Source organism: Streptomyces lothianensis (genome assembly GCF_047779955.1).
In the GTDB taxonomy this organism is placed as follows: domain Bacteria; phylum Actinomycetota; class Actinomycetes; order Streptomycetales; family Streptomycetaceae; genus Streptomyces.
The window spans coordinates 197719-222755 of the sequence record NZ_JBLMKT010000029.1 but is presented as its reverse complement, the minus strand read 5'-3'; the positions used below and the strand labels follow the sequence as shown (position 1 = coordinate 222755).

Sequence of the window (25037 nt, the reverse complement as noted above, 5' to 3'; positions counted from 1 at the left end):
TGCACGGCTACTTACGGAACACGCCGGAAATCCACGCAGGCCGGAACGGGTGCGATCGCCACTACGAGGCCAGGGCCTCGTACAGCCGCCGCGCCTGCCGCTGCACCCGCGTCCTGCCGCCCTGCCCCGCCAGCGCGGTCACCTCCGGTATCTCCCCACGCGCCCCGCACCGCTCGACGCATTCCGCGCCGACCTCCAGGAAGTCGCCCAGCGCCTTGGGCGCGATGCCCTCCGCACCGAGGACGCCCGGCAGCGCGGCCCTGAGCACCGCCCAGACGGTGGCGCAGGCGCCGGTCTCGGCGGCGGAGCGCAGAGCCGCGGCGATACGGCCCGGCCTGATGAGGTCGAGGCCGCACAGTTCGGTGATGTCCCCGCCCAGGCGTTCCGGCGCGAGGGCGCCGCGAGCGGCGAGCACGAGCAGCGCGTCCACCGCTTCGAGCCGGTCCTGCGGACGTCGGGCGGCAAGTCCGTACGCAACCGAGAGGTGTACAGCCTCACCGGCCGGAGCGGGTGCTTCGGCCAGTGCGGGCAGGTATCCCGCCTGAGCCGAGAAGTCGTGGCAGGCCACACCGCACATGAACGGCAGCAGCCGGGCCGCCACCACGTCGGGCTGCGCGGGTAGCACAGCGAGCAGGTGCGGGTAGTGCGTGACGGGGTCGTGGTGGGCCCGGGCCGAGGTGACCGGGAGCCCCAGGTCCGCTGCCGGTCCGTGGAACTGCTCGCGCAGCCGGGGGAGTTCCCCGAGGTCGATCAGCACACTGTCGGCGCGGTAGAGCTCCTGGCGCCTGCGGTGCGTCGAGGGCGCAGGCAGCCGCCCCGAGCGCAGATGCCCGGCGAGGCAAGCACCGAAGGAGGTGCCGAGGGCTTCGGCGCGCGCGGCCGACGAGAGCCGCTCCGCCTCTTCCGCGGAGTCGCCGAACCGAACCCGCAGCAGCGCCTGGCAGAAGTCCGCCTCGCCGACGCGTGCACCCAGCCTCGTGTACTCCTCCAGGCGCTCCACCAGGACGTCCGGGGCGATGGCGCCGGAGCTGTCCGTCGGCGTGGCGAGGAGGAACGGCAGGGGAGTCGAGCGAATCCGGTGGGCCGCCTCCCAGCAGCGCGCGCCGTGGACCCCCGCCGGGCCTGTCCGGTGCCCCGCCGCCCCGGACCAGGCCTCCTGATCCTTGTGATGCAGCAGCCCCGTCGGCAGTTGGCCGAGTGCCGCCGCGACGACGATCTCGATCCCGCTCGACAGGAAGTGCGAGGAATTCGGCTGTTCGACCCACGAGGGGACGTACTGCCACCACGCATATGCCTCGACCACCGGACGAAGCGCCTCGGCCAGTGCGTCGCGATCGCGATGCGCCTGCCGCATCAAGCCGTCAAGCGCCCGCTCGAACACCAGGAGGTCATGGGACGAGCTCGCCAGGAGCACGCTCACCTCCTCGGCCACCTCGGCCGCGCTCGCCACCGGCGCACCGAACGGCACAGGCTCGGGCGCCGGAGGCAGGAACTCCTCGTATGCGTACGGAGCTTCGTCCGCATCACCGACCGGCTGCCCCAGGATCTCCGCGGCGGGGGCGCGCAGCCCGGGTGACAGCAGATCGGCCGCCGTGGCGAGCTCCGCCAGCTGCAGGCGGTCGAGGGAGCGGGTGTGCCGGCCGATCAGCTTGAGTGCCCGCTCCTGTACATCGGTATCGCTGTGCCCGAACGCCTCCGTCACCGCGGGCAGCAGCACCGGGGCCGCTTCCGGGCGGGCCTTCAGCACTTTGCCGAGCAGCACCAGCTGCGTCCGCACCAGTTTCTTCTCCGTACGGAACAGCACGGCCCGTGTGACGTCGGCGAGCCTCGCATCGCCGAGCCCGCCGTCCTGAGCCAGTGCCCCGAGCATGGCCTGGGCGCGAGCGGCCACCGGCGAACTGGCATCGGAGGCGAGGGCGCACCAGTCCGCGAGATGCGCGAGCTGCTCCTCGCGGGTCGGCGCCAGTGCGTCGAGCAGGTGCAGGAACCACCGTTCGTCGACCTGCCGTCCGCCACGCAGCAGCCGGGCCACACACGAGTCGACCATCATCGCCCGGTCGAGGAGGCCTTCCCGCGTGAGCAGTGCCAGCGCTTCGTGCCAGGTGTTCTCTCCCTCTTCACCGGGGAACGTGAACTGCGAGTAACTGCCCACATCCGGCGTCACGAAGACGGCCTGCACGAGCGGGGTGAGATCGGGGTCGGCGCGCAGTGCCTCGACCAGCGAGGTCCGCCGGCTGCGGAAGTGCGAGAAGATCCAGCCGTGCACATAGGCCTCGGTCGTCGGGGCGGGACACCCGGCGAGGCGTACGAGACCGGCCATCAGGTCGTAGGAGACATTGGCCGCAGGCGGCCGCGTGGCAAGCCGGTGCACCAGATCCGCCAGCCACTCCGGCGCGCGGTCGGCCAGTACCTCGAGGAGCAGTGCTCGCGACGGCTCCACCCAGCCGAACTCGCGCGCCGAGCACCAGGCCGCGGCGGCCGCGGCCCCTGTCTGGCAGCCCGTGCCGGCCACGGCCAGCGCACGTAGCGGCTCGCGTAGCTCCCACCACCACTCACCACGGTTCGCCGCCCGCAGCTTCTTCAACACATCCAGGCAGACGCGCCGTTGGGCGGCATCGAGCTTGGGGACGCACTGCGCGGCAAGCGTGGCATCCCCCTGCCGCACCGCTTCGTACACATCGAGCACCGGGGGCGCGGCCTCGGCGAGTGCCGCGTCCACAGCAGCATCGGTCAGAAGTCGACGGGTCATCGCGCGCTCTCCCCGCTCGTCATCGCGGCACCGGCCACTGCGGTGCCGGGCCCCTCGCCCGACGCATCGGTTCCGCCCCGGCGCACCAGCCGCACCGCGAGCGCGTGCTTGCACGGCCCGCGCCCGCCCCGGTACTTGGCCCACCACACGCAGGTGCAGCTCAGCACCCCGGCATCCGCGCGGACCCGGTGCACATGCCCGTCCTCGGCCCGTACCGTGGCCAGGTCGCCGTCCAGGCCGTTGTCCAGGGTGACCGAGCCGCGGGCCACCAGCGCGCGGGCGTCCCTGAGCCGTGGATTGCGCCGCTCCACGCGCGCACTGTCATACGGCAGTTCGCGGTGGAAGTAGGCCGCCTCCGCCGCGTCGTACCCCACTCGTCCCGATGTCCCGAGATGCACCAGGGCCGCACGGACGCGCTCCACGGACAGACCCGCCGACGCGGCAAGTCCGGCGAGGTCGATCCGCGGCTCCCAGGAGAGCAGCAACGAGATCAGCTCCGCGTCCTCGGCGGCCTCGGCGCCCGCGAGCGGGGTGAGCACGCCGCCCTCGCCCGAGAAGCCGCGCGCCACATCGGGGGACAGTGTGAGGGTGAGCCGCATCCCGGGCAGCACTGCCTCCCAGGCTCCGGCCGACGGTGCCGAGTCCGCGGCGGCGGGTCCGTACACGCGCAGTGCCGTGGCGTGCCGCAGCACCCGCTGCAGCGTGGCGAGCCGCTCGGGCCCCGGGAGGCATACCGCACCGGGCACGGGGCGCGTCGTCGGGCGCAGCCCGCGACCCGCCGGTACCACCCACATCGCCCCGCGTCCGGCACCCCGCGCACCGGAACGCGGCAGTCCGCGCAGGAAGCGCACGGCCTCGGCGGCCGGGAGTTCGGCGCGCAGTTCGAATGCGGCGGCCGCGACCTGTGCCTCGGCGAAGCCGCGCAGCCAGCGGTCGGGCAGCGGAACCTTCTTCTCGACGACCGGACCGTCGAGCGTGGTCACAGCCAACTCCTCCGGCCCGACCCGCAGATGGAGCGGATCATCCGAGCCGACGCGGGACAGGGCCTCCCGCAGCGGGTGGTTCACATCCACATTGGTCGTGCCGTGCCCGACCTCGCTCCCGTCCAGGCCCTCGCCCAGGATGTCGAGCCGCGCGAGCACCCCGCCGCAGCCGGAGAACGACTCGAAGCGCAGCCGGTCGCCGCTGCCGGTCACCACCGGGTCGTACGAACCGGGCTGCTGCGGCTGGTAATAGCGCGCCGCAGCCACATCGGCCACCGCGAGCAGCCCGGCCGCCGCTGTCCGCGGCTCGGTCACGAACCCCGAGAAGAAGCGTGGATGATCGACCCTTCCTGCGGGCGTGACGCCGCGGGAGGTCTCGAGTCCGAGTCGCTGTCCGAGCGGTCCCGACTCCAGGGCGGAGGGTCGGTGATAGGCCACGGCCTGCAGTGATCGCGTCATGCGGAAGACCGTAGACGGTGGCACTGACATTGATGCTGACATGACCTGATAGGAGCCTGGTCAGAAGCCCCTTCAATGTCCTGTCTGCGCCACCCGGCCGGTGCAACGGCCTTCGGACCTACGACCCGGGCCCGATGCCGGCCCGCGGTATCCGCCCTACGCTGCCGATCATGGACATCAGCCCGCGCAGCCACATTCGTATCGCCCGCCCCTCCAAGGACCTCGCCGCGGCCGAGCGCTTCTGGGTCGAAGGCCTCGGCCTCGCCGTGGTCTGGCGCACACCGGACGACCACGGGCCGGGCGGCCACGACCTGTTGATGCTCGGCTGGCCGGAGGCCGACTGGCACCTGGAACTCGTCCAAGAGGAAGGGACCCCCGTCGCCCCGCGCCCCACCGAGGAGGACCTCCTCGTCGTCTACCTCGACGGCCCCGTCCCGGAGGAGCTCGTGGCCAGGCTCGAACAGCACGGCGGCAAGCGGGTGGTCTCCCCGAACCCGTACTGGAACACCTGGGGTGTGACGATCGAGGACCCCGACGGCTATCGTCTGGTCCTGTCCACCCGCTCCTGGTCCAACTCCTGAGCCGATGACCGCCGTTCCTCCGAGCGGCTGATCAGGACCCCACCCGGCCGCACCTCACCGGCCGCGGGCCACGCGCGCCAGCAGCCCGGCCGCCTCGTCGATGCGATACGGCGTCAGATGGGCGTATCCGATCACCAGCCGCACCCGCCCGTCCGCCGGGTGCATCCGCCCGTTCGCCTGCTGCACCGGGCCGTACGCGTCGAGCAGCCGCACCGCGAGCCCCGCGGCCGCCGCACGCTCCACCAGCTCCGGGCCCGCCGGGCCGCCCGGCGGCAGGGCGGCGATGATGTGCAGACCCGCGGCGATCCCCGTCACCGCCGTTCCCGGCAGATGCTCGGCGAGCGCCGCGGTCAGCGCGTTGCGCCGCTCCCGGTACGTACGCAGACAGCGCCGCAGATGCCGGTCGTAGTCGCCGCGTTCGATGAACCGGGCCAGCGCCTCCTGGTCGAGCGCGGGATTGCCGAGGTCCATGAGGCGTTTGCGGGCCACGACCGCATCGGCGAGGTCCTCCGGTACGACGAGCCAGCCCAGCCGCATCCCGGGCGCGAGGGACTTGCTGACCGAGCCCGTGTACGCCACGCGGTCCGGGTCGAGGCCCTGCAACGCCCCCACGGGGGCACGGTCGAAGCGGAAGTCCCCGTCGTAGTCGTCCTCGATCACCAGACCGTCCACCGAACGCACCCAGTCGAGCAGCCGGGCGCGGCGCCCCGGCGAGTAGGCGATGCCCGAAGGGAACTGGTGTGAGGGTGTGGCGATGAAGGTGCGCACCTCGTGTTCGCGCAGCCGCGCGACCTCCGGTCCTTCCCCGTCCAGGAGCACCCGCACGGTCCGCATCCCCGAGTGGCCGAAGAGCTCCGCGTGTTCGGGGCTGCCGGGGCCCTCGGCAGCCACGGTCCGCTCACCACGCGCGTACAGCACCAGACCGAGCAGCGTCATGGCCTGGGACACCCCGGAACAGATCACGACCCGCCCGGGATCGGCGACCACACCCCTGCGGCGGGCGAGCATCTGTGCCACGGCCGTACGCAGCCGGGGCAGACCGCGCGGGTCCGGGTAGCCGAGAGCGGTGTGCGGGACCTCGGCGAGCACCGCGCGCTGGGCCGCGGACCAGGTCGTACGGGGAAACAGCGAGAGGTCGGGTACGCCCGGCAGCAGACTCAGCCGGGTCTCCGGCGGCTGTCCGGGCGGGCGCGGACGGACGCCGTCCCCCTCCGCCTCGATCGGCGCCGTCGCGGATACGCCGCTCGTGTCGCGCGCGGCGCCCGCCGCAGCGCCCGCACCGGGTACCGCAGTTCGCCCGGCGACAGCCCCCGCCTGTCCGGCGACCGCCTCGGCCCCGGTGACCGTCCCGGCCTCGGTGACAGCCACCGCGCCACCCACCCACGTGCCCGCTCCGCGCCCCGCCCGCAGATACCCCTCGGCCGTCAACTGCTCGTACGCCTCGGTGACCAGCCCCCGTGAGACCCCGAGGTCCGCCGAGAGCGCACGACTCGACGGCAGTCGCGTGCCCGGTGCCAGCCGCCCCGAGCGCACCGCCTCGCGCAGGGCCGCCTGGAGCGCCTTGCCGCGGGAGCGGGCGGGGACCGCTGCCGCCGGGAGCAGCAGCTCCCAGGCCATGGTCCATCCGGCCTCCGCGCGCGAACCGTGCCCCGAGCGGGCCGGACCGTGCGTCGTGCCGGCCGAATCGTGCCCCGAGCCGGCAGAACCGTCCCTGCAGCCGACCGGATTGGTCCCCGATGAATCCATGAAAGTGGACCTTAAACCGGGCCGCGTACCTCCCTAGCGTCACCCCCATGCAACGACCGAACCGCACCACCCGCCCCGTCCCGCACGCGCTCCCGCCCACACTCCCGCGCCTCGCATCCGTACGCGGTGCGCTGCTCGCCGCGTTCGCATGCTGTCTCGTCGGCGCCTCGTTCACCGCGAACAGCGTGCTCGGCCACTACCCGTACGCCGGAGGGCAGTTCCTGCGCTACGGACTCGCCGCCCTGCTTCTCCTGCCGCTCCTGGGACGCGGCGGACTCGCCCCGCTCAAGCGGCTCTCGCGCCGCCAGTGGGGACGGCTCGCCCTGCTCGCGGCGGTCGGCATGGTCGGCTTCAACCTGGCCATCCTCTTCGCCGAGCGCACCGCCGAACCCGCCGTCCCCGGCGTGTTCGTGGGCTGCGCCCCGATCGTCGTGGCCGTGCTCGTCCCGCTGCTCGACTCCCGCAGGCCCGCCCGGCCGGTGCTGTACGGCGCACTGCTCGTCGCGGCCGGTGCCTTCACCGTGCAGGGCTGGGGCAGGACCGACGCGGCGGGCATCGCGTTCTCGGCGGCCGCGCTGCTCGGCGAGGTGGGTTTCGCGGTGCTCGCCGTACCGCTGGTGCGCCCCCTCGGGCCGAAGCTGCTCTCGGCGACGGTCTGCGGTATCGCGGCCGCCGAATCGCTCGCGGTCGGCCTGCTGGCGCAGGGCACCGACGCGCTGCGCGTGCCGACGCCCACGGAGGCCGCCGCGCTGCTGTGGCAGGCGGTGGTCGTCACCGTGATCGGCTTCGTCTGCTGGTACGCGGCGATGCAGCGGATCGGTGCCGAGCGGGCCACCCTGTTCTCGGGCCTCATCCCCGTGGCGGCCGCGGCCACCGCACCCTTCGTCGGCACCGGGCAGTACGGCACGGCGCAGGCCGCCGGCAGCCTGCTCGTCGGGCTCGGTGTGGCCCTGGGCTCCGGGGTCCTGACGGGCAGGGGGAGCAGGGAGACCACACGGGACCCGGCCCAGGGCAGCCCGGACTCAGGCCGTGGCGTCGAGGATGACCCGTGCGACGAGAGCCGGATCGTCGTTCATCGGCACATGCCCGCAGCCGGCCAGCCGCACGAGACGGGCCCCGGGCAGCGTCTGCTTGGCCCGGACCCCCTGGCGGCGCAGCAGCAGCCGGTCCCGGCTGCCCCAGCCGATCGTGACCGGGACGGCGTCCGTGTCCAGGTCGAAGGCATGGCGCAGATCGACGGAGCGTCCGGCGGCCAGCGTCCGGTGGAACCCGGCGGCCTCCCGCAGGGCGAGCGTCTCGGCAGTCACCGCCTCGGGTGAACGGCGGCCGGGCCGTGCGTAGATGGTGCTGGTCAGCGCCGCACGCCCGGCCGCTGTGCGGGAGAGCCGCTCGATCGCCGGCCGCGGCAGCAGCTTGGCTCCCCGGTACATCGCGAGCAGCGTGACGAAGGAGTAGCGGCGCTCGGCCTGCGTCCAGAAACCGGCCGGCGAGAGCGCGGTCACCGAACGTACGAGCTTCTCGCGTCCCATCTCCAGCGCCAGCAGACCGCCGAGCGAATTGCCCACCACGTGCGGCCGTCCGATGCCGAGTGCCTCGCACAGGGCACCGAGGGCGGGCACCATGCCGCCGAGGTCGTAGTCGAGTCCGTCGGGCAGCCCGGGGGAGGCGCCGAAGCCCGGCAGGTCGACGGCGATCACCTCGCGCTCGGCCGTCAGGATGTCGAACACCGGGTCCCAGGCCTGGAGATGGTGGCCGATGCCGTGCAGCAGAAGCACCGGATCGCCCGATCCCGCGCGCCGGTGCACGACGCTCACGTCCTTCGGTCCCTGTGCGGTCTCGACGCTGAAGGTGACGGTGGCGGACATGCTGCTCCTCGTCGGTGGACAACGCTGTGTGGCCCGGACGGCTGCCGGCCAGTCCCGCGGGCCCGGTCGTCTGCCGCCGGTCCCGTAGACATAGTGTCAGCAAGGACTACTGTTCGGTAACCCCTTGTCGGGGCCCGCTGGACACGAAGCGCCCGGTCGCGGTGGGATGGGGCGGTGCCGACCGACACTTCTGTGGACGAATTCGAAGCCCAGCGCCCGGTCCTGACCGGAGTCGCCTACCGGATGCTCGGCCGCGTCGCGGACGCGGAGGACGTGGTCCAGGAGGCCTGGCTGCGCTGGTCGGCCGCCGACCGCGCCACGGTCAGGGAGCCGCGTGCCTTCCTTGTACGGATCACCACCCGCCTCGCCATCGACCGTCTCCGCCAGGTGCAGTCGAGGCGTGAGACCTACGTCGGGCCCTGGCTGCCCGAGCCGGTGTACACCGAGTTCGGCGAAAAGATGCCCGACACCGCCGAGCAGGCGGTGCTTGCCGACTCCGTCTCGCTCGCCGTGCTGGTCGTCCTCGAATCGCTCTCGCCGTTGGAACGCGCGGTGTTCGTGCTCCGGGAGGCCTTCGGCTTCCCCTTCGCGCAGATTGCCGAGATCCTCGACCGTACGGAGGCGGCGGTGCGCCAGCTCGCCGGGCGGGCCCGTAAACACGTCGGCGAGCGCAAGCCCCGCTACGACGTCGACCCGGTCGAACGCCGCACCCTCACCGAGAAGTTCCTCGCCGCCGCCGCGGCGGGCGACCTGGACGGACTGATCGGCATGCTCGCCCCCGACGCCCGCCTCGTCGGCGACGGCGGCGGCGTGACCAGGGCGCCGCTGCGCGTCCTGGAGAGCGCGGACAAGGTCGGCCGCTTCCTGCACGGTGTGGCGGGCCAGTCGAGCCAGGAGCTCGATACGTTCCGCATCGCCGAACTCAACGGCGGCCCGGCGGTCCTGGGCCTCATCGACGGCAAGGTCGCCGTGACGATGCAACTCGACATCGCCGACGGGCTCGTGCAGAGCGTCTACGTGCAGCGTAATCCGGCCAAACTGGAATCCCTCACGGCCGACCCGGACGGCCGATCACCAGAATTTCCCGATACGTAAGACACGCCCTGTATTCCTGGAAGCCCCCGCCTCCCGTGGCGGGGGCTTCGTCGTGTGTCGCTCTCCGTAACGGACCACTGATTGGTCTTGACCAAGTGGGGGTGCGCGCTTATCGTCGCGGATAGTGCAGGAACCTTTAATAAACAAGGGCACGTAAAAAGCCGCCGGGGGCAGGGCGGTGAAGCCGGGCGAATGCGGAGGACAGGGTGGGGACCACGCAGCTGGAGACGGCTCCGGAGACGAAGTACTGGCACCTCAAGACCGTGATCGGTGAGGCACTCGACTCCGAGTTCGCGGTCGGCGAGATTCTGCCCAACGAGCGCCAGCTGGCGGCCCGCTTCGGTGTCGCCCGTGCCACGCTCCGCCAGGCACTGGAACAACTGGAGCTCGAGGGCCGCCTGCAGCGTCGCCGCGGCGTCGGCACCACCGTCGCCCCGCCCCGTATGGGCGTGGCCGTCGGAGCCGCCGGGAACGGCTGGCCCGGAAGCACCTCAGACGCCTGGCAGACCGTCGACTCCGCGCAGGAGGTGCCGCCCGCCGCCGTCGCGGAACTCCTCGGCACGGGCCCGGCGGAGACCGTCCATGTGCTGCGCCGCTCGCGCACGTACAACGGGCAGCCCGTTGCCGCCGACCTGCTGTACGTGCCCGCCGTATCGGTGCCCGACCTGCCCGCCATCGACATGCCCGACGGCGCCACCCGGGCCCGTACCGTGCTGCGTGAACTCCAGCGCCTCGGCTTCGAGGGCGAGGACCGCTCGGTCGAGCTCGGCTCGGCGCGCGCCGACGACGCCCGTCAGCTCGACCGCCTTCCCGGCGCGCCCGTGCTCCTGGTGACGACCCGCTACCTCGGCCCCGGCGGCCGCACGGCCGCGGTTTCCGCCGCCACCTACCGGGCGGACACCTGCCGGCTGACGTTCGGCGGGGACGTGGAGTTCCACAGCGGGCCCGAACGCCAGGCCTCCTGACCGCTCCTCGGGCCCCGAGACGGCTCCTCGCCCCTCCGCGGGCCGGAGCGCCGGGACTCCCGCCCCACCCGTACGATCCCTCCGGCCCGCCGCCCTCTCCGCGGTGGGCCGGACGCACGCGTATACGGGCGCGGGCGCGCAGGCCGCGCTGCCGTTTCAGCGCCCGGTGACGGTGCCCTCCACCGCGAACAGCTCCGCCTCGACATGGTCGAGCGCGAGCCGCAGCGCACCCGTCGCCACCGCCGCCTCGCCGAGGATCGACAGCGCCACCCGGGGCGGCCGCAGACAGAAGCGCTTCAACTCCCGCCGCAGCGGCTCGAGTACGTCGTCGAGCCCCGCCGCCCAGCCGCCGATCACCACCAGCTCCGGGTCGAAGGCGAGCACAAGCGCCGCCACATCGTGCACCAGGCGCTGGACGTAGCGCTCGACGGCCGCCTTCGCGCCCGCATCCCCCGCCCGCGCGTCCCTGAACACCGCGGTGACCGCGTGCTCGTCGAGCGGCGGCAGCGGCTGGTCGGTCGTCGACAGCAGCGTCTCCGGGGTGACCTCGCGGCCGAGCAGATGCAGTGCACCGATCTCACCGGCCGCGCCCCCGTAACCGCGATGCAGTCGGCCGCCGATCAGTGAACCCGCGCCGGGGCTCAGCCCGGCGAGGACGAAGACGAGGTCGTCACTGTCGCGTGCCGCGCCCTTCCAGTGCTCGGCGACGGCCGCTGCGTTGGCGTCGTTCTCCACGAGGACCGGGCACTTGAACGAACGGCGCAGCCGTTCGCCGAGCGGCAGCCCCGTCCAGCCGGGCAGCGCCGTCCCCAGGCGTACGGTGCCGTCCGCCTCCACGATGCCCGGGCTGCCGACGCCGACCGCGCGCAGCGAACCACGGGCGATGCCGGCGCGGCGCAGCAGGTCGGCGACGCAGGTGCGCAGCCGTTCCAGGCGCTCATCGCTGGAGGCGGTCGCGTCGACGTGCTTCTGCCCGGCGCCGAGGATCCTGCCGTCCAGATCGGACAGGACCGCGGCGACGCGGTGCGGGCCGATCTCCAGGCCGAGCAGATGCCCGGCCTCCGCGCGGAAACGGAACCGGCGGGCGGGTCTGCCCTGACGCCGGGCCGCACCCTCCTCGACCGGTGCCTCGACCACGAGTCCGGCCTCGATCAGACCCTCGACGACGCCCTCGACGGTCGGCCGGGACAGTCCCGTGACGCGGGTGATCTCCGTGAGGGTCGCGGATTCGACACCTTGCAGAGCATGCAGCACCACGGCCGAGTTGATCCGCCGCAGCAGCGAGGGATCCCCACCGGTCAACCGGCTCAACGTACGTCCTCCCTGCTCTGCGACCTGCCTGGCCGGATCGTACTCGCCGCGCACCGGCCACGGCGAGTGCCCGGGGTCCGGCTGCCCCTGGCCCGAGGTCCCGAACGGACGCGCGCCGTCCGGACCGGGGTGTCTCAGCCCGGTGAGACGAACCCCGACTCGTACGCGGCGATCACCGCCTGGGTCCGGTCCCGCGCCCCCAGCTTCGCCAGTACGGCGCTCACATGGGACTTCACCGTCTCCGCGCCCACGATCAGCTCGGCCGCGATCTCCGCATTGGACATCCCGCGCGCCATGAGCCGCAGCACCGCCGCCTCCCGCTCCGTGAGCGCCGCACGCTCCATGGCGGCGCGGGCGGGAGCCGTGCCGTAGGAGGCCGCGAGGGACCGTACCGCCGCGGGGAAAAGCAGGGTCTCGCCCTCGGCGACCAGGCGGAGGGCGTGCACGATCTCGGCGGGCCGGGAGCGCTTCAGGAGAAACCCGTCGGCGCCCGCGCGCAGTGCGTCGTAGACGTACTCGTCGTTCTCGAAGGTCGTCACGACCACGATCTTCGGCGGGTCGTCGACCGAGCGGAGCACCGCGCGGGTCGCCTCGATCCCGTCGAGCAGCGGCATCCGCACGTCCATCGCCACGACGTCCGGGCGCAGCGAGCGGACCAGCGGCACCACGGCCGCGCCGTCCGCGGCCTCGCCGACCACCTCGATGTCCGGCTGCGCTTCCAGAACGGCCTTCAGGCCGGCACGGACGAGGGGTTCGTCGTCGACCAGGAGGACCTTGATCAGCATGCGGCCAGCTTATGCGGCATGGCGAAGTGCCCCCAGGGGCCCCCGGGGGGCCGGGGCGGGCGGCCCGGCAGCCGGGTCGGGGGCCGGGTCCGGACCCGCGGGCCCGGGGCGCCGACTGCTCGTCAGGACACCGGCAGATCGACCCTGAGCTGCCACTCGCCCGCCTCGGGTCCTGCCTTTGCCTGCCCGCCGAGCAGCGTGGCCCGCTCACGGACCCCGCGCAGCCCCGATCCACTGCCGGCGCCCAGCGAAGTGCCCTCGAGCGGGTTGCTCACGGTGAGCAGCAGCCGCCGCGCATCGGTGGTGATCCGCACCGTCACCGGCACTGCGCCCGCATGCCGCAGCACATTCGTGAGGGCCTCCTGCAGAATCCGGTACGCCTCGCGTGTGACGGGACCGGGCAGCCGGTCGACCGGCCCGGTGATCTCCGCGTCGACTTTCGCCCCTGAGGCCCGCGCCGAATCGAGCAGCCGGCCGGCTTCGGCGAGCGTGGGCCGCCGGTGCGCGGGCTCACCCGGTGTGCGCAGCACCTTCAGGACCCGCTCCAGGTCTTCGAGCGCCGCGCGTCCGGTGTCCTCGATCGCGGCAAGCGCCTGGCCGGTGAACTCCGGGCTGCCGGCGGCGCGTGCCGCGCCCGCCTGGACGACGGCGACCGTGAGGGCATGGCCGATGGAGTCGTGCAGCTCGCGGGCTATGCGGTTGTGTTCGAGGAGTTGCTCGGTGCGTTCTTCGAGGGCCGCGAGCCGTTCGGCGGGGGGAGGGGCCGAGCATATGGAGCGCCGCCCGCGCCATCAGGGCACCCGCGCCCGCCGATACGTAGACGAGGAGGAGCAGCGGCAGGGGTACGAGGAAGACGTACGCCCAGTGCCCGCCGTGCACGGTGATCAGCGAGTCGGCGCCCGGGTCGTCGCCCAGGGCCGCACCCAGGAAGGTCAGCGCGGTCGCGGCCGCCTGCACGGACACATAGGCCATGACACCGCCCGCCTGGAGGCGGAGCACCATCCACAGCGCCGTGACCACCCGGTCGCGCCAGGTCTGTGCGGGCCGCGCCACGATGACCGGTTCCGCGGCCGCGCCGTCCACCTGCCGTGCATGGCGGCCCGGGAACAGCATCAGCCGCGCCTGCAGCCCTTCGGCCAGCCGCATCGCCGGCACCAGGCCGGCCGCCGCGACCAGCGGAACGGGCAGCAGCCCGAGCCAAAGCCAGTGCGCGGGTGAATCCGTCCGCACCCCGACGACGAACGAACCGATCACGGTCGGCACAGCCCCCACGATCATGTGCACCCAGCGCGTGTACGTCACCGCGCGGGTCAGTGGTCGCAGGAATCGAAGCATGCGGTCATCGTGCCAGCCGCCTGTGACAGCCGGTTCCCCCGCGCGGGGGAGACGCTCCCCACCGCCGGGGGAGGTACCCCGACTCCCCGCTCGCGAGGCTTGAGCCATGGCAGACACGGCAGACATCCAGGTCACAGCGCTCACCAAGGAGTACGGCGGCACCCGCGCCGTCGACGGGCTCACCTTCACCGTGGAGCCGGGCAAGGTCACCGGATTCCTCGGCCCCAACGGCGCCGGCAAGTCCACCACCATGCGCCTCGTCCTGGGCCTCGACCGCCCCACCTCGGGCACCGCCACCATCGGCGGGCGGGCCTATGCCTCGCTCAGCGACCCGCTCCGCAAGGTCGGCGCCCTCCTCGACGCGCAGAACGCGCACGGCTCCCGCAGCGGCCGCAACCACCTGCGCGCCCTCGCCGTCAGCAATTCCCTGCCCGCAAGACGCGTCGACGAGGTCCTGGAGGAGACCGGCCTCACCTCCGCGGCCGACCGCCGCATCAGGACCTACTCCCTCGGCATGCGCCAGCGCCTCGGCATCGCGGCGGCCCTGCTCGGCGACCCGCCCGTGATCATGCTCGACGAGCCCTCCAACGGGCTCGACCCCGAGGGCATCATCTGGATCCGCGAGCTGCTGCGCCGCCTCGCCCGAGAAGGCCGCACCGTCCTCGTATCGAGCCACCTCATGAACGAGACCGCCACCTTCGCCGACCACCTCGTCGTCCTCGGCCGCGGCCGGCTGCTCGCGGACACCCCGATGCGTAGGTTCCTCGACGAGCACAGCGGCGCCCGCGTACGGGTCCGCAGCACCGAACCGGCACGGCTGCGCGAAGCGCTCACCAAGGCGGGCCACAACGCCGCGCGCGACGAGGACGGGAAGCTCACCGTCGAGGGCGTCACCGCCGCCGACATCGGCGCGCTCGCGGCCCGCGAAGGCATTCCTGTCCTGGAACTCGCCGATGAGACGGCCTCCTTGGAACAGGCCTATCTCGCCCTGACCGCGCAGGACGCCGAGTTCGCCGCGTCCCCCGCCCGCCCCTGAGACCGACCGTCCCCCCCCGCCGAGGAGAGCACCATGACCCCGTCCGCCGTCCTGCACGCCGAATGGATCAAGATCCGTTCCGTACGCGCCAGCTGGGGATCCCTGCTGTCCGTGCTCATCGCGAGCCTCGCCATCACCCTGCTCGTCTATCCGCTCATCGGCACCGCCGAGGCCGACAACCCGGACCACGACGCGCTCTTCGGCGCCTTCTACGCGCTCAACTTCGCCCAGATCGCGGCCATCAGCTACGGCGCCACCGCCTTCTCCTGCGAGTACGCCCACGGCGCGCTGCGCGTCTCCCTCGCCGCCGTCCCGCGCCGCGGCCTCTTCTACGCGGCGAAGACGGCGGTCATCGGCGCCTCGGCCCTGGTCCTCGGGCTGACCGCCTCGTTCACGAGCTTCCTCGTCGGCCAGCTCTTCATGGCGGAGTACGCCATCGGCCTCGGCGATCCCGGGGCGCTGAGCGCCTGCATGGGCGGCGGCCTCTACCTCGCGCTGATGGCACTGCTCGCGAGCGGACTCACCGCGCTGCTGCGCAGCGGTGTCGCGGCCCTCAGCCTGCTGATCCCGTTCGTGCTGATCGTGGGTTTCGTCATCGGCGACAGGAACGCGGGCATCGCCGAGTTCCTGCCGGACCGCGCCGGCCAGGTGATCCTGCACTCCGAGCACACCGGAACCCTCGGCCCCTGGACGGGCCTGGCGGTCACCGCACTGTGGGCGGCGGCCTCCGTGCTCGCCGGCTGGTGGGCGATCCGCCGCCGGGACGCGTGACAACTCCGGGGGGCGTGACAGCTCCGGGGCGCGTGACAGCTCCGGGGCGCGTGACACGGCCGTTCGTCACCCCCGGGGCGCCGCCGCCTCCCGCAGTCGGGCGTACTCCTCGGCCATCGCCCCGGCCGTCCAGTGCGCGTTCAGGCCACTCGGATTGGGCAGCACCCACACCCGGCTGCCGCCGATCCGCCGCTCCTGCGGCCCGATCCGCGCCGTACGCTCCCCGAACGCGGCCCGGTACGCCGTGACCCCCACCACCGCGAGCCAGTCAGGCCCGAGCCGGGAGACCTTCGCTTCGAGGACGCGCCCGCCCGCCACGTACTCCTCGGGCGTCAGCTCGTCCGCCCGGGCGGTGGCCCGCGCGACGACATTGGTGATGCCGAGACCGTACGAGAGCAGCTCGTGCTGCTCGGAGGGGTCGAGGCGGCGCGGGGTGAAGCCGGACAGGTGGAGCACCGGCCAGAAGCGGTTGCCCGGGCGGGCGAAGTGGTGACCTGTGGCGGCGGTCAGCAGGCCGGGGTTGATGCCGCAGAACAGCACACGCAGACCGCCCGCCACCACATCGTCGACGACGCGGTCGCGGGCGGCCTCAAGGTCTGCACGCGTGAAACGGGGCACTGCGGGGGGCGAGCCGCTAGAGGATCGCGCCGGGCGTGTACGCGGCGGCCTCCGGGTGCTGCTTGACGAGCTCGTCGATGCGGGAGACGACCGCGCCGACCTGCCCGGCGGCGGCACCCGTGAACGACAGCTTGTCCGCCATCAGCTCGTCGAGCTGCGCACGGTCCAGCGGAATACGCTCGTCCGCGGCCAGCTTGTCGAGCAGCTCGTTGCGCTCGGCGCCCTGCTCGCGCATCGCGAGGGCGGAGGCGACCGCGTGCTCCTTGATCGCCTCGTGCGCGATCTCCCGGCCGACACCACCGCGCACCGCGCCCATCAGGACCTTGGTGGTGGCGAGGAAGGGCAGGTACCGGTCCAGTTCGCGGGCAACGACCGCCGGGAAGGCCCCGAACTCGTCGAGCACGGTCAGGAACGTCTCCAGGAGACCGTCGAGCGCGAAGAAAGCGTCCGGCAGCGCGACGCGGCGCACCACCGAGCAGGAGACATCGCCCTCGTTCCACTGGTCGCCGGCCAGCTCGCCGGTCATCGAGGCATAGCCGCGCAGGATGACCATCAGGCCGTTGACGCGCTCGCAGGAGCGGGTGTTCATCTTGTGCGGCATCGCCGAGGAGCCGACCTGGCCCGGCTTGAAGCCCTCGGTGACCAGCTCGTGCCCGGCCATCAGCCGGATCGTCTTGGCGAGCGAGGACGGCGCGGCCGCCAGCTGCACCAGCGAGGTCACGACCTCGTAGTCGAGGGAGCGCGGGTAGACCTGGCCGACGGAGGTGAAGGCCTGCCCGAAACCGAGGTGCCGCGCGATGCGCTGCTCCAGTTCGGCGAGCTTCGCGTCATCGCCGCCGAGCAGGTCGAGCATGTCCTGCGCGGTGCCCACCGGGCCCTTGATGCCGCGCAGCGGGTAGCGCCCGAGCAGCTCCTCCAGGCGGCCGTGGGCGACGAGCAGCTCGTCGGCGCCGGTCGCGAAACGCTTGCCGAGGGTGGTGGCCTGGGCGGCGACGTTGTGCGAACGGCCCGCCATCACCAGCTCGGCGTACTCGGCGGACAGCTTGCCGAGCCGCGCCAGGACGGCGACCGTGCGGTCCCGCATCAGCTCCAGAGACAGCCGGATCTGGAGCTGCTCCACGTTCTCCGTGAGGTCACGGGAGGTCATGCCCTTGTGGACGTGCTCATGGCCCGCGAGGGCGTTGAACTCCTCGATCCGCGCCTTCACATCGTGCCGCGTGACTTTCTCACGCTCGGCGATCGAGCCGAGGTCGACCTGGTCGAGGACGCGCTCGTAGTCCGCGAGGGCCTGCTCGGGCACCTCGATCCCGAGGTCCTGCTGGGCGCGAAGCACGGCCAGCCACAGCTGACGCTCCAGCTTCACCTTCTGCTCGGGGGACCACAGGGCGGCCAGCTCCGCGGAGGCGTAGCGGCCGGCCAGAACGTTCGGGATACGGGGCTTCACAGTCACAGTCGCTCAGTCTACTGGGCGAATATGCAGGTCGACGCACCCGCCGGGTTCGGCGGAACCTACGAGAAGGGCGGAACCTTCGAGCAGGGCGGAGTGCCGCCCCGGCTGCCGTCGGTTCGGGGGCGGCACAGCAGGATCTGCTTCGGCGAGGAGCCGGTGAACCGGGACTGATCGTAGTCCCCGTAGCGCTCCACGACATCGAGGCCCGCCAGCCGGCACAGCGCCATCAGTTCCTCGGGGAAGAAGCAGCGCATGCTGACCTGCTTGGTGCGTACGCACTCGCCTTCGCGCAGGTAATCCAGCGTGAAGCGCAGCACCTGCGCGGCGGCGTCGTAGCCGGTCGCCGCCCGCACATCGAGGCGCGTCCCGTCCCGGCCCACGACCGACTTGTGGTGGTAGGGCGCGTCCGGGAGCCGGGCCAGCTTGGCGGGGTCGGGGTTGAACACGTCGAGGATCAGGGTTCCGCCGGGCCGCAGCACCTTTCGCGCCGAGCCGAGGAACGCGAGCACGGAGTCCAGGTCGTGCAGATGCTGCATGGCGTTGGTCGCCGAGAACACCAGGGCGAAGCGCCGCTCGGAGCGGATGTCCCGGCAGTCCTGATGAAGCCAGTCGACGGGCAGCCCCTCGTCCTCGGCCTGCCGGCGGGCGCGCGTGAGCATGGAGTCCATGACGTCGAGCCCGGTGACGTCGACGCCCGCCCGCGCGATGGGCAGGGTGATGCGCCCGGTTCCGCAGGCCACTTCCAGGACCGGACCGCCGGCCCGGACCGCCTGTTCGAGGAAGTACGGGATGTCGTGGGTGCGGGCGGCGAACTCCTGGTCGTAGAAGTCCGCATCGTCGTAGACGGCCAGGTCCTCCAGCGGCTTCACCGGATCACCGCCGGCGCGGGCGCGAAGGCATCCGCGAGGCTTGTCAGGACGGCCCCGGACCAGTGGCCGTCCCCGCTGCTCTCTCCGAAGGCGGTGGCCGGTACGGCGAGCACGCCGTACTCGCGGCGGAGCTCCTCGGCCGGGATGTCGACCGGGAAGAAGTAGTTGCCGGGACAGCTCCGGCTCGCCGCGGGAATGGCATCGAGCACGTCGTCCGGCAGTCGCCCGAACAGTCGCTCGGCCCGTGCGTCCAGGGCGTCGGCGACCTGCCGGGGCAGGTCCGCGTGCTCGGCCAGCAACCGGTCGGCGAGCCGCAGTTGATCCTGCGACGGCGGTTCCGCGCGGAATGCCTCGGACAGGGCGGCAAGCTGGGCCGGTTCGGCCAGTTCGGACAGATCAGGCAGTCCGGCCGGTTCGGTCCGCCCCGGACCCAGCAGGGCCACGCCGAACGTGCGGGGCCACAGCCATCCCTTGGTCACCGAATGCAGCAGGACCGCACGACCGGTGTCGAGCAGGCGCCGGGTGCCGGCGGCGAACGGGGTGCCCAGCTCGTAGACGCTGTCGATCAGCAGACGGCGCTGCGGTGCCTCCCGCAGCCACGCCAGCACCGCGGTGACCTCGGCATCGGACAGATACCGGCCGAGCGGCTTGCTGGGGTTGGCGAGGAGCAGGTACTCGGGCCGGTCGTCGGCCGGTGACTCCGGTCGCCCGTCCCCACGTGACCCGGGCAGGTCAGGCGAAGGCAGGACAGGCGAGGGCAGCGTCGGATACGACGAGGGCGCCAGGCCCGCGGCGCGGGCCAGCTCGAAATAGACGGGGTACACATCGCCGGGCAGCCACAACCGCGCCTGCACGCTGTGCAGCCAGCGGAACACCACATCGAGCCCGTGCCGGACCCCGCGGCAGACCATGGCGTGCCCGGACCACTCCTCGGGCAGCTCGAAGCGCCGCAGCCAGGCACGGGCGAGATCGCAGCGGTGCACGGTACGCGTCTTTGTCGGCGGCTCCGGCCGCAGCGGAGCAAGCGCCCGGTACACATTGGTCTCGGCGGCATCAAGCAGCGTAGAACCGTCCGCGAGCTGTCGCCGCCGGAATTCCCGGAACTCCTCGTACCTCATGCCGTGGCACCTTCCGCCACGATCTCGCTCGCCCGGTCCTCCAGGGAGGCATAGCAACGTCCGTCGGCCATCACGTTCCAGCTGCGTGCGATCCCGTTGCTGCGCTCCCACAGCAGGCTCGGTTCGGTGTACGCGGCGATCCGCACCGGGCGGCCGTGCCAGGTGCCGTGGTAGACCGGCGCACCCCAGGGCAGGCGGCTCGCCGCCTCGAAACCGTGCTCCTCGGCGAAGCGTGTGACGACGGAGAGGGGCACCTGGTGGTCCCGGCTCCAGAGGTTCGCGGTGCGGTCGTAGTAGAGCGACTCGGTGCTGGTGGAGACGTAGAGCTCCTTGAAGCAGATCTCCTCGACGCCGAGCGCCGTGGCCCACGAGAGGTAGTCGGCGACGCCGGCCGCGTCGGCCACTCCGCCGTGCTGGAGCACGCAGATCAGCCGCATCCGCAGTCCCGGCCAGCGGTCCCGTCCCACGCGCCAGGTGTCGATCACCTCGCCCACCGGCGTACGCAGCATCATCAGCCGCTCGTTGACGGTGTCGTCCTGGTGGTGCCGGGAGACCGCGAGCACGCCCAGGCCCGCGGCGCCGAGGTCTGAAAGCCGGTCGGACCGTTCCTCGGCCCGGGCCTTCGCCAGGTTGTGCGCGTTGGTGATCAGGACGACCTTCGGGAAGGCCGCGGAGCAAGCGGATACGAGCCGTATCTGCTGCTCGAAGGGTATGAGCGTGGGCTCCCCGCCACCGGTGATCACCGCACGCTCGGCCCCCGCGGTACGGGCGCGCTCCAGCCAGTCGGTGACCGCCTCCCAGGGAACCCGGGCCGGTGCCTGGTCGCTGGAGATGGAGGCCGCGGAGAAGCAGAACGAGCACCGGGCCTGGCAGGCGGCGGCGACCGGCAGAACCGAGACCGAACGCGGCCTGATGTCGTCATAGCGGCGCTGTGCGGAGGGGTGCAGGCGCAGCGAGTCCGCCATCGCGTCCTCGACGGTGGTCGGGCGCAGCGTGAACTCCTCGCCCGCGGAGTCGATTTCGTGCAGACCCGACAACCGGATACGGGGCTCGCGCCATTCCATGCCGAGCCCGGTCGACTCATTGGGCACCAGCCTGTCGGGATCCACCCTGGTCTCGAGCACCAGCAGCCGGTCGCCCTCGATGGCCAGCCGGTCCAGCAGGCGCCGAGCCTTGCGCACGCCGATGCCCAGCTCCTGACGGGTCAGCAGGTGGAACCGGTCGGGATAGGTGCTCTCCGGAATTCCGGCCTTGCCGTAGGTGAAGGCGTACTTGTCGAAACCCTTCGCGAAGTTCGACAGCACGATGACGTGGAAGCGCTGGTCGCCGTGGTCCATCCCGTCATCATGCAGGAACAGTTCCCCGATGACATCGGCTTTGATCGCAGGTGGAACGGGGTGCTCCGGGTCAGGGGCCCACCCGGCGCCACTCCGGCACGGGGCCGGGGTCCGTGTGGTCGGCGGGGTTGACCCAGAAGGCCTTGCCCAGCTCGGCGCTGAAGTGGGCGCCGGTCCGGCCGTCGCCCGAACTGCGGCCGGTGAGCCGGCGGCCGATCCAGGGGAGCAGATGCTGCCGCGCGAAGCTGAGGTCGGCGGTGCGCCGGGCCACCCAGTTCGCCGGGACGGCGGGGGGCAGGGGCGCGCGCCAGTCCTCCTCGGCCGGGAGGCCGAGCGACTGCCACACCGCCTCGGCCACCCGCCGGTGGCCCTCCTCGGTGAGATGCAGCCGGTCCACATCCCACATCCGTTGGTCGGACAGGGCCTCGGCGCCGTACAGATCCACGACCACGGCGCCGTGCTTCTCCGCCAGAGTGTCCACGTACGAGAAGAGCTCCTCCATGCGCGGCCGGAACCGTTCCAGGACCGGGCCCTGGCGGCCCGGGCTGCGCATCAGGACCAGCTGCCCGCAGGAGGGCGCGAGCCGCTCGACCGCCTCGGTGAGCCGGTCGCGGACCATGACCATGTCGCATTTGGGCCGCAGGGTGTCGTTGAGGCCGCCGACCAGCGTCACCACATCGGCGCGCATCGCGGCGGCCGCCTCGACCTGCTCGTCCACGATCTGGGCGATGAGCTTGCCGCGTACCGCGAGATTCGCGTACCGGAAACCGGGCTGCACGCGGGCCATCCGGGCGGCGAGCACGTCGGCCCAGCCGCGGTAGCTGCCGTCGGACAGGAGGTCCGACATGCCCTCGGTGAAGGAGTCGCCGACCGCGACGAGACTGGTGTACGTGGCATTCATCTGCATGGCGCGAGCGATGCTATCGCCTCGCCGCCCGCGGCTCACCTCAAGGGTTCACCGCAGGGGCGCACCCCGAGGCTGCACGCCAAGGCCTCGCCCCGCGGCTTCACCGCAGGGCGAGCACGCCCACGGGCTGGTCGCCGCTCAGCTCGCCCGTGCGCTCGAAGCCGAGCCCGAGATAGAACTTCTCGGGCCCGTCCGGGCCGTCGTGCCACGTCACGTACATCTTCTCGCCCCCGCGCCGCCGGATCTCCTCGGCCACCGCCTCGACCGCGAAGCGGCCGTATCCGCGGCCCTGCAGGTCCGCCGCGATGTTCAGACGCCACAGGCCGGAGCGTATGTCCGTGCCGTCCGCGTCGTCGCCCCAGTCGATGTCCAGGAAGGCCATCAGGAAGCCGACGGCCCGGTCCCCGTCCATGATCAGACGGGGCCAGGCCGCCTCCGGATGCACATATGCCTCGGCCAGGGACTTCTCCACGCTCTCCACCAGGTGCTCCTGGTCGCTGCGGACGCGGACGGTGAACGCGGTCTCGACGTTGTCCGCGGTGATCTTTTCCAGACGAAGGCTCATGCCCAAGATCATAAGGACGGGGGCGGCCGGATCAACAGGAATTCCCGCGGCCTCAGGCAGGCTGCCCGAACAGCTCCCGCAACACGTCCTCCATGGTCACCAGGCCCGCGAGCCGCCCGTCCTCGCCGAGTACCGCGGCCAGATGCGTACGGCTGCGGCGCATCGCGGTCAGCACATCGTCCAGCGGGGTCGTCTCCCGTACCCGGGCGATGGTGCGCATCTCGCGCGTCTGGAACGGCAGATCCCGCGGCTGCACCTCCAGGGCGTCCTTGACGTGCAGATATCCGACGATCCTGCGCCCCTGGTCGACCACGGGGAAGCGGGAGAACCCGGACTCGGCCGACAGCCGCTCCAGCTCCTCCGGCGTCACCCCGAGCCGTGCGTACACCACCCGCTCCAGCGGCAGCGCGACATCCCGCACCGGGCGGTTGCCCAGTTCCAGCGCATCGCGCAGGCGCTCGGTCGCACGGTCGTCGAGCAGGCCGGCATCGCTGGAGTCCTTGACGATACGGGCCAGCTGATCATCCGAGAACGTCGCCTCGACCTCGCTCTTCGGCTCCACCCGCAGCAGCTTGAGCAGCGTGTTGGCGAAGGTGTTGATCGCGAAGATCACCGGACGCAGCGCCCGGGTCAGCGCGACCAGCGGAGGGCCGAGAAGCAGGGCTGACTTCACCGGCTCGGCGAGCGCGATGTTCTTCGGGATCATCTCGCCGAGCAGCATGTGCAGGTACGTGGCCACGGCGAGCGCGATCACGAACGAGATCGGATGCACCAGACCATGCGGCACACCCACGGCGTCGAAGACCGGCTCGAGCAGATGCGCGATCGCCGGCTCGGCGACGATGCCGAGCACCAGCGTGCACAGCGTGATGCCGAGCTGCGCCGCCGCCATCAGGTGCGAGACGTGTTCCAGACCCCACAGCACGCTGCGGGCCCGCCGGTCGCCCTGTTCGGCATGCGGCTCGACCTGGCTGCGGCGCACCGAGATCAGGGCGAACTCGGCGCCGACGAAGAAGGCGTTGAGGACCAGCGTCGCCAGTCCGACGAGGAGCTGTACGGCAATCATCGCTGCGCCTCCTCGGGCGTCTCGTCCAGGGGTGCGTGCAGCAGGAGACGCGCGGCACGGCGTCCGCTCGCGTCGACCACGTCGAGGCGCCAGCCGGCCACCTCGACGCCGTCACCGACGGCCGGGATATGGCCGAGCTCGGCCGCCACCAGTCCGGCCAGCGTCTCGTACGGGCCCTCCGGCGCGCGCAGGCCGATCTTCTCCAGCTGGTCCATGCGTGCCGCGCCGTCCGCCGAGTACAGCGCACGGCCTCGTTCGTCCACGCCCGCCGGGGCCAGATCGGGGGTCTCGTGCGGATCGTGCTCGTCGCGGACCTCGCCCACAACCTCCTCGACGATGTCCTCCAAAGTGGCCACCCCGGCCGTACCGCCGTACTCGTCGATGACCACGGCCATCGTCCGCTTGCCGGAGAGCCGGTCGAGCAGCCGGTCGACGGTCAGCGACTCGGGGACGAGCAGCGGCTCGCGCACCAGCTGCGCCACCGACTGCCGGGGCCTGAGCTCGGCGGGCACCGCGAGGACGTCCTTGATGTGCACGACGCCGACGACCTGGTCGAGCGACTCTCGGTACACGGGGAAGCGGGACAGGCCCGTCGCCCTGGTCGCCGAGGCCACGTCCTCGGCGGTGGCCCGCACGTCGAGCGCCATGACCTGCACGCGCGGCGTCATCACGTTCTCGGCCGTCAGATCGGCCAGGTTCAGGGTGCGGACGAACAGTTCGGCGGTGTCCGCCTCCAGTGCGCCCTCCTTCGCCGAGTGCCGTGCGAGCGCGGCCAGCTCCTGCGGGCCGCGCGCGGAGGCCAGCTCCTCGGCGGGCTCCAGACCCAGGCGGCGCACACTGCGGTTGGCGGTGTTGTTGAGATGGGTGATCAGCGGCCTGAACGCCAGGCTGAACCAGCGCTGCGGGGTCGCCACCCGACGGGCAACGCCGAGCGGCGAGGAGATCGCCCAGTTCTTCGGTACCAGCTCACCGACGACCATCAGGACGATCGTCGAGATCACGGTGGCGAGCACCAGCGCCACGCCGTCGGCCGCGCCCTGCGACAGGCCCAGGGCGTCGAGCGGCCCGGCGAGCAGCTTGCCGAGGGAGGGCTCGGAGAGCATGCCGATGACCAGGCCGGTCACGGTGATGCCGAGCTGGGCGCCGGAGAGCTGGAAGGTGAGGGTGCGGACTGCCTTGAGGGCGCTGTCCGCGCCGCGCTCGCCCTCGGCGACGGACCGCTCCAGGGTGGAGCGCTCGACCGTGGTCAGCGAGAACTCGGCGGCGACGAAGACGCCACAGGCCAGCGTGAGCAGTACGGCCACGGCGAGCAGAAGCACTTCGGTCATCGGGTCACCTCCGTCCCATGATCGGACAAGGGAACGGTCAGTGCGCGATATCGGCTACTGGGAGGCTCGCCCATGGGCGGAGGCTCACACCTTTCGTC

The 25037-nt window shown here is 72.2% G+C and carries 20 protein-coding genes and 2 pseudogenes; 6 read left to right on the top strand and 16 right to left on the bottom strand.

Annotation, left to right across the window (positions count from 1 at the left end; genetic code table 11):
• Window positions 1-61 precede the first annotated feature (61 nt).
• Window positions 62-2749 (bottom strand): DUF6493 family protein, encoded by a 2688-nt coding sequence (locus ACLF6P_RS10000; RefSeq protein WP_415949585.1) that lies wholly within the window; start codon window positions 2747-2749, stop codon window positions 62-64.
• A complete protein-coding gene (locus ACLF6P_RS09995; protein WP_415949584.1) occupies window positions 2746-4191 on the bottom strand; it encodes an SWIM zinc finger family protein in 1446 nt (481 codons plus the stop codon). Before ACLF6P_RS09995 ends, ACLF6P_RS10000 begins: the two co-directional genes overlap by 4 nt.
• A 170-nt stretch (window positions 4192-4361) precedes the next feature.
• On the opposite strand from ACLF6P_RS09995, the gene ACLF6P_RS09990 reads away from it, so the two are divergent.
• Entirely contained in the window at window positions 4362-4772 is a 411-nt protein-coding gene (locus ACLF6P_RS09990) for a VOC family protein (protein WP_415949582.1), read from the top strand.
• 54 nt (window positions 4773-4826) lie between these two features.
• On the opposite strand, the gene pdxR is transcribed toward ACLF6P_RS09990, so the two are convergent.
• Window positions 4827-6389: a MocR-like pyridoxine biosynthesis transcription factor PdxR gene (gene pdxR / locus ACLF6P_RS09985; RefSeq protein ID WP_415949581.1), complete on the bottom strand. Its 1563-nt coding sequence runs from the start codon at window positions 6387-6389 to the stop codon at window positions 4827-4829.
• Window positions 6390-6565: 176 nt separating this feature from the next.
• On the opposite strand from pdxR, the pseudogene ACLF6P_RS09980 reads away from it, so the two are divergent.
• Window positions 6566-7411: pseudogene (locus tag ACLF6P_RS09980) on the top strand (DMT family transporter); the annotation flags it as partial.
• 129 nt (window positions 7412-7540) lie between these two features.
• On the opposite strand, the gene ACLF6P_RS09975 reads toward ACLF6P_RS09980, so the two are convergent.
• Complete coding sequence (locus ACLF6P_RS09975) at window positions 7541-8383, bottom strand: alpha/beta fold hydrolase (RefSeq protein WP_415949580.1); 843 nt, start codon at window positions 8381-8383, stop codon at window positions 7541-7543.
• Between the two features lie 174 nt (window positions 8384-8557).
• Between ACLF6P_RS09975 and sigJ the strand changes: the two genes are divergently transcribed.
• On the top strand, window positions 8558-9478 hold the full coding sequence (gene sigJ / locus ACLF6P_RS09970; RefSeq protein WP_415949579.1) for an RNA polymerase sigma factor SigJ: 921 nt from the start codon (window positions 8558-8560) through the stop codon (window positions 9476-9478).
• Window positions 9479-9684: 206 nt separating this feature from the next.
• Window positions 9685-10443, top strand: a complete 759-nt coding sequence (locus ACLF6P_RS09965) for a GntR family transcriptional regulator (RefSeq protein WP_415949578.1) — start codon at window positions 9685-9687, stop codon at window positions 10441-10443.
• Between the two features lie 156 nt (window positions 10444-10599).
• On the opposite strand, the gene ACLF6P_RS09960 is transcribed toward ACLF6P_RS09965, so the two are convergent.
• The 3 genes and pseudogenes from ACLF6P_RS09960 to ACLF6P_RS09950 all read right to left on the bottom strand — a co-directional run bounded on the left by ACLF6P_RS09960 (window position 10600) and on the right by ACLF6P_RS09950 (window position 13874).
• Entirely contained in the window at window positions 10600-11754 is a 1155-nt protein-coding gene (locus ACLF6P_RS09960) for an ROK family transcriptional regulator (protein WP_415949577.1), read from the bottom strand.
• A 134-nt stretch (window positions 11755-11888) separates the two neighbouring features.
• Window positions 11889-12539, bottom strand: a complete 651-nt coding sequence (locus ACLF6P_RS09955) for a response regulator (RefSeq protein WP_415949576.1) — start codon at window positions 12537-12539, stop codon at window positions 11889-11891.
• Between the two features lie 122 nt (window positions 12540-12661).
• Window positions 12662-13874 (bottom strand): annotated as a pseudogene (locus ACLF6P_RS09950) (sensor histidine kinase).
• Window positions 13875-13980: 106 nt separating this feature from the next.
• Here ACLF6P_RS09950 and ACLF6P_RS09945 point away from each other — a divergent pair.
• Window positions 13981-14910: an ABC transporter ATP-binding protein gene (locus ACLF6P_RS09945; RefSeq protein WP_415949575.1), complete on the top strand. Its 930-nt coding sequence runs from the start codon at window positions 13981-13983 to the stop codon at window positions 14908-14910.
• 33 nt (window positions 14911-14943) lie between these two features.
• Window positions 14944-15681, top strand: a complete 738-nt coding sequence (locus ACLF6P_RS09940) for an ABC transporter permease (protein WP_415949574.1) — start codon at window positions 14944-14946, stop codon at window positions 15679-15681.
• A gap of 66 nt (window positions 15682-15747) precedes the next feature.
• Here the strand turns inward: ACLF6P_RS09940 and mug are convergent, their stop codons facing one another.
• The 9 genes from mug to ACLF6P_RS09895 all read right to left on the bottom strand — a co-directional run bounded on the left by mug (window position 15748) and on the right by ACLF6P_RS09895 (window position 24939).
• Window positions 15748-16299: a G/U mismatch-specific DNA glycosylase gene (gene mug / locus ACLF6P_RS09935; RefSeq protein WP_415949573.1), complete on the bottom strand. Its 552-nt coding sequence runs from the start codon at window positions 16297-16299 to the stop codon at window positions 15748-15750.
• Between the two features lie 16 nt (window positions 16300-16315).
• Window positions 16316-17749: an adenylosuccinate lyase gene (purB, locus tag ACLF6P_RS09930; RefSeq protein WP_415949572.1), complete on the bottom strand. Its 1434-nt coding sequence runs from the start codon at window positions 17747-17749 to the stop codon at window positions 16316-16318.
• 59 nt (window positions 17750-17808) lie between these two features.
• Window positions 17809-18618, bottom strand: a complete 810-nt coding sequence (locus tag ACLF6P_RS09925) for a class I SAM-dependent methyltransferase (RefSeq protein ID WP_415949571.1) — start codon at window positions 18616-18618, stop codon at window positions 17809-17811.
• Window positions 18615-19736 carry an aminotransferase class I/II-fold pyridoxal phosphate-dependent enzyme gene (locus ACLF6P_RS09920; protein WP_415949569.1) on the bottom strand — a complete coding sequence of 374 codons (1122 nt, stop codon included), beginning with the start codon at window positions 19734-19736 and terminating at the stop codon, window positions 18615-18617. Before ACLF6P_RS09920 ends, ACLF6P_RS09925 begins: the two co-directional genes overlap by 4 nt.
• Window positions 19733-21073 carry a radical SAM protein gene (locus ACLF6P_RS09915; protein ID WP_415949568.1) on the bottom strand — a complete coding sequence of 447 codons (1341 nt, stop codon included), beginning with the start codon at window positions 21071-21073 and terminating at the stop codon, window positions 19733-19735. Before ACLF6P_RS09915 ends, ACLF6P_RS09920 begins: the two co-directional genes overlap by 4 nt.
• Window positions 21074-21143: 70 nt before the next feature.
• Window positions 21144-21980, bottom strand: a complete 837-nt coding sequence (locus tag ACLF6P_RS09910; RefSeq protein ID WP_415949567.1) for an SGNH/GDSL hydrolase family protein — start codon at window positions 21978-21980, stop codon at window positions 21144-21146.
• Window positions 21981-22080: 100 nt separating this feature from the next.
• Window positions 22081-22545, bottom strand: coding sequence for a GNAT family N-acetyltransferase (locus ACLF6P_RS09905; RefSeq protein ID WP_415949566.1), 465 nt, complete (start codon window positions 22543-22545; stop codon window positions 22081-22083).
• Window positions 22546-22597: 52 nt separating this feature from the next.
• Window positions 22598-23611, bottom strand: a complete 1014-nt coding sequence (locus ACLF6P_RS09900) for a hemolysin family protein (protein WP_415949565.1) — start codon at window positions 23609-23611, stop codon at window positions 22598-22600.
• Complete coding sequence (locus ACLF6P_RS09895; protein WP_415949564.1) at window positions 23608-24939, bottom strand: hemolysin family protein; 1332 nt, start codon at window positions 24937-24939, stop codon at window positions 23608-23610. The genes ACLF6P_RS09900 and ACLF6P_RS09895 overlap by 4 nt, the downstream gene beginning before the upstream one ends.
• Window positions 24940-25037: the final 98 nt, after the last annotated feature.

Bases quoted from the DNA above. Each gene is read 5' to 3' on its own strand.
- ACLF6P_RS10000 (WP_415949585.1), bottom strand. From the start codon at position 2,749: ATGACCCGTCGACTTCTGACCGATGCTGCTGTGGACGCGGCACTCGCC.
- ACLF6P_RS09995 (WP_415949584.1), bottom strand. From the start codon at position 4,191: ATGACGCGATCACTGCAGGCCGTGGCCTATCACCGACCCTCCGCCCTG.
- ACLF6P_RS09990 (WP_415949582.1), top strand. From the start codon at position 4,362: ATGGACATCAGCCCGCGCAGCCACATTCGTATCGCCCGCCCCTCCAAG.
- pdxR (WP_415949581.1), bottom strand. From the start codon at position 6,389: ATGGCCTGGGAGCTGCTGCTCCCGGCGGCAGCGGTCCCCGCCCGCTCC.
- ACLF6P_RS09975 (WP_415949580.1), bottom strand. From the start codon at position 8,383: ATGTCCGCCACCGTCACCTTCAGCGTCGAGACCGCACAGGGACCGAAG.
- ACLF6P_RS09955 (WP_415949576.1), bottom strand. From the start codon at position 12,539: ATGCTGATCAAGGTCCTCCTGGTCGACGACGAACCCCTCGTCCGTGCC.
- ACLF6P_RS09945 (WP_415949575.1), top strand. From the start codon at position 13,981: ATGGCAGACACGGCAGACATCCAGGTCACAGCGCTCACCAAGGAGTAC.
- ACLF6P_RS09940 (WP_415949574.1), top strand. From the start codon at position 14,944: ATGACCCCGTCCGCCGTCCTGCACGCCGAATGGATCAAGATCCGTTCC.
- ACLF6P_RS09920 (WP_415949569.1), bottom strand. From the start codon at position 19,736: ATGAGGTACGAGGAGTTCCGGGAATTCCGGCGGCGACAGCTCGCGGAC.
- ACLF6P_RS09915 (WP_415949568.1), bottom strand. From the start codon at position 21,073: ATGGACCACGGCGACCAGCGCTTCCACGTCATCGTGCTGTCGAACTTC.
- ACLF6P_RS09910 (WP_415949567.1), bottom strand. From the start codon at position 21,980: ATGCAGATGAATGCCACGTACACCAGTCTCGTCGCGGTCGGCGACTCC.
- ACLF6P_RS09905 (WP_415949566.1), bottom strand. From the start codon at position 22,545: ATGAGCCTTCGTCTGGAAAAGATCACCGCGGACAACGTCGAGACCGCG.
- ACLF6P_RS09900 (WP_415949565.1), bottom strand. From the start codon at position 23,611: ATGATTGCCGTACAGCTCCTCGTCGGACTGGCGACGCTGGTCCTCAAC.
- ACLF6P_RS09895 (WP_415949564.1), bottom strand. From the start codon at position 24,939: ATGACCGAAGTGCTTCTGCTCGCCGTGGCCGTACTGCTCACGCTGGCC.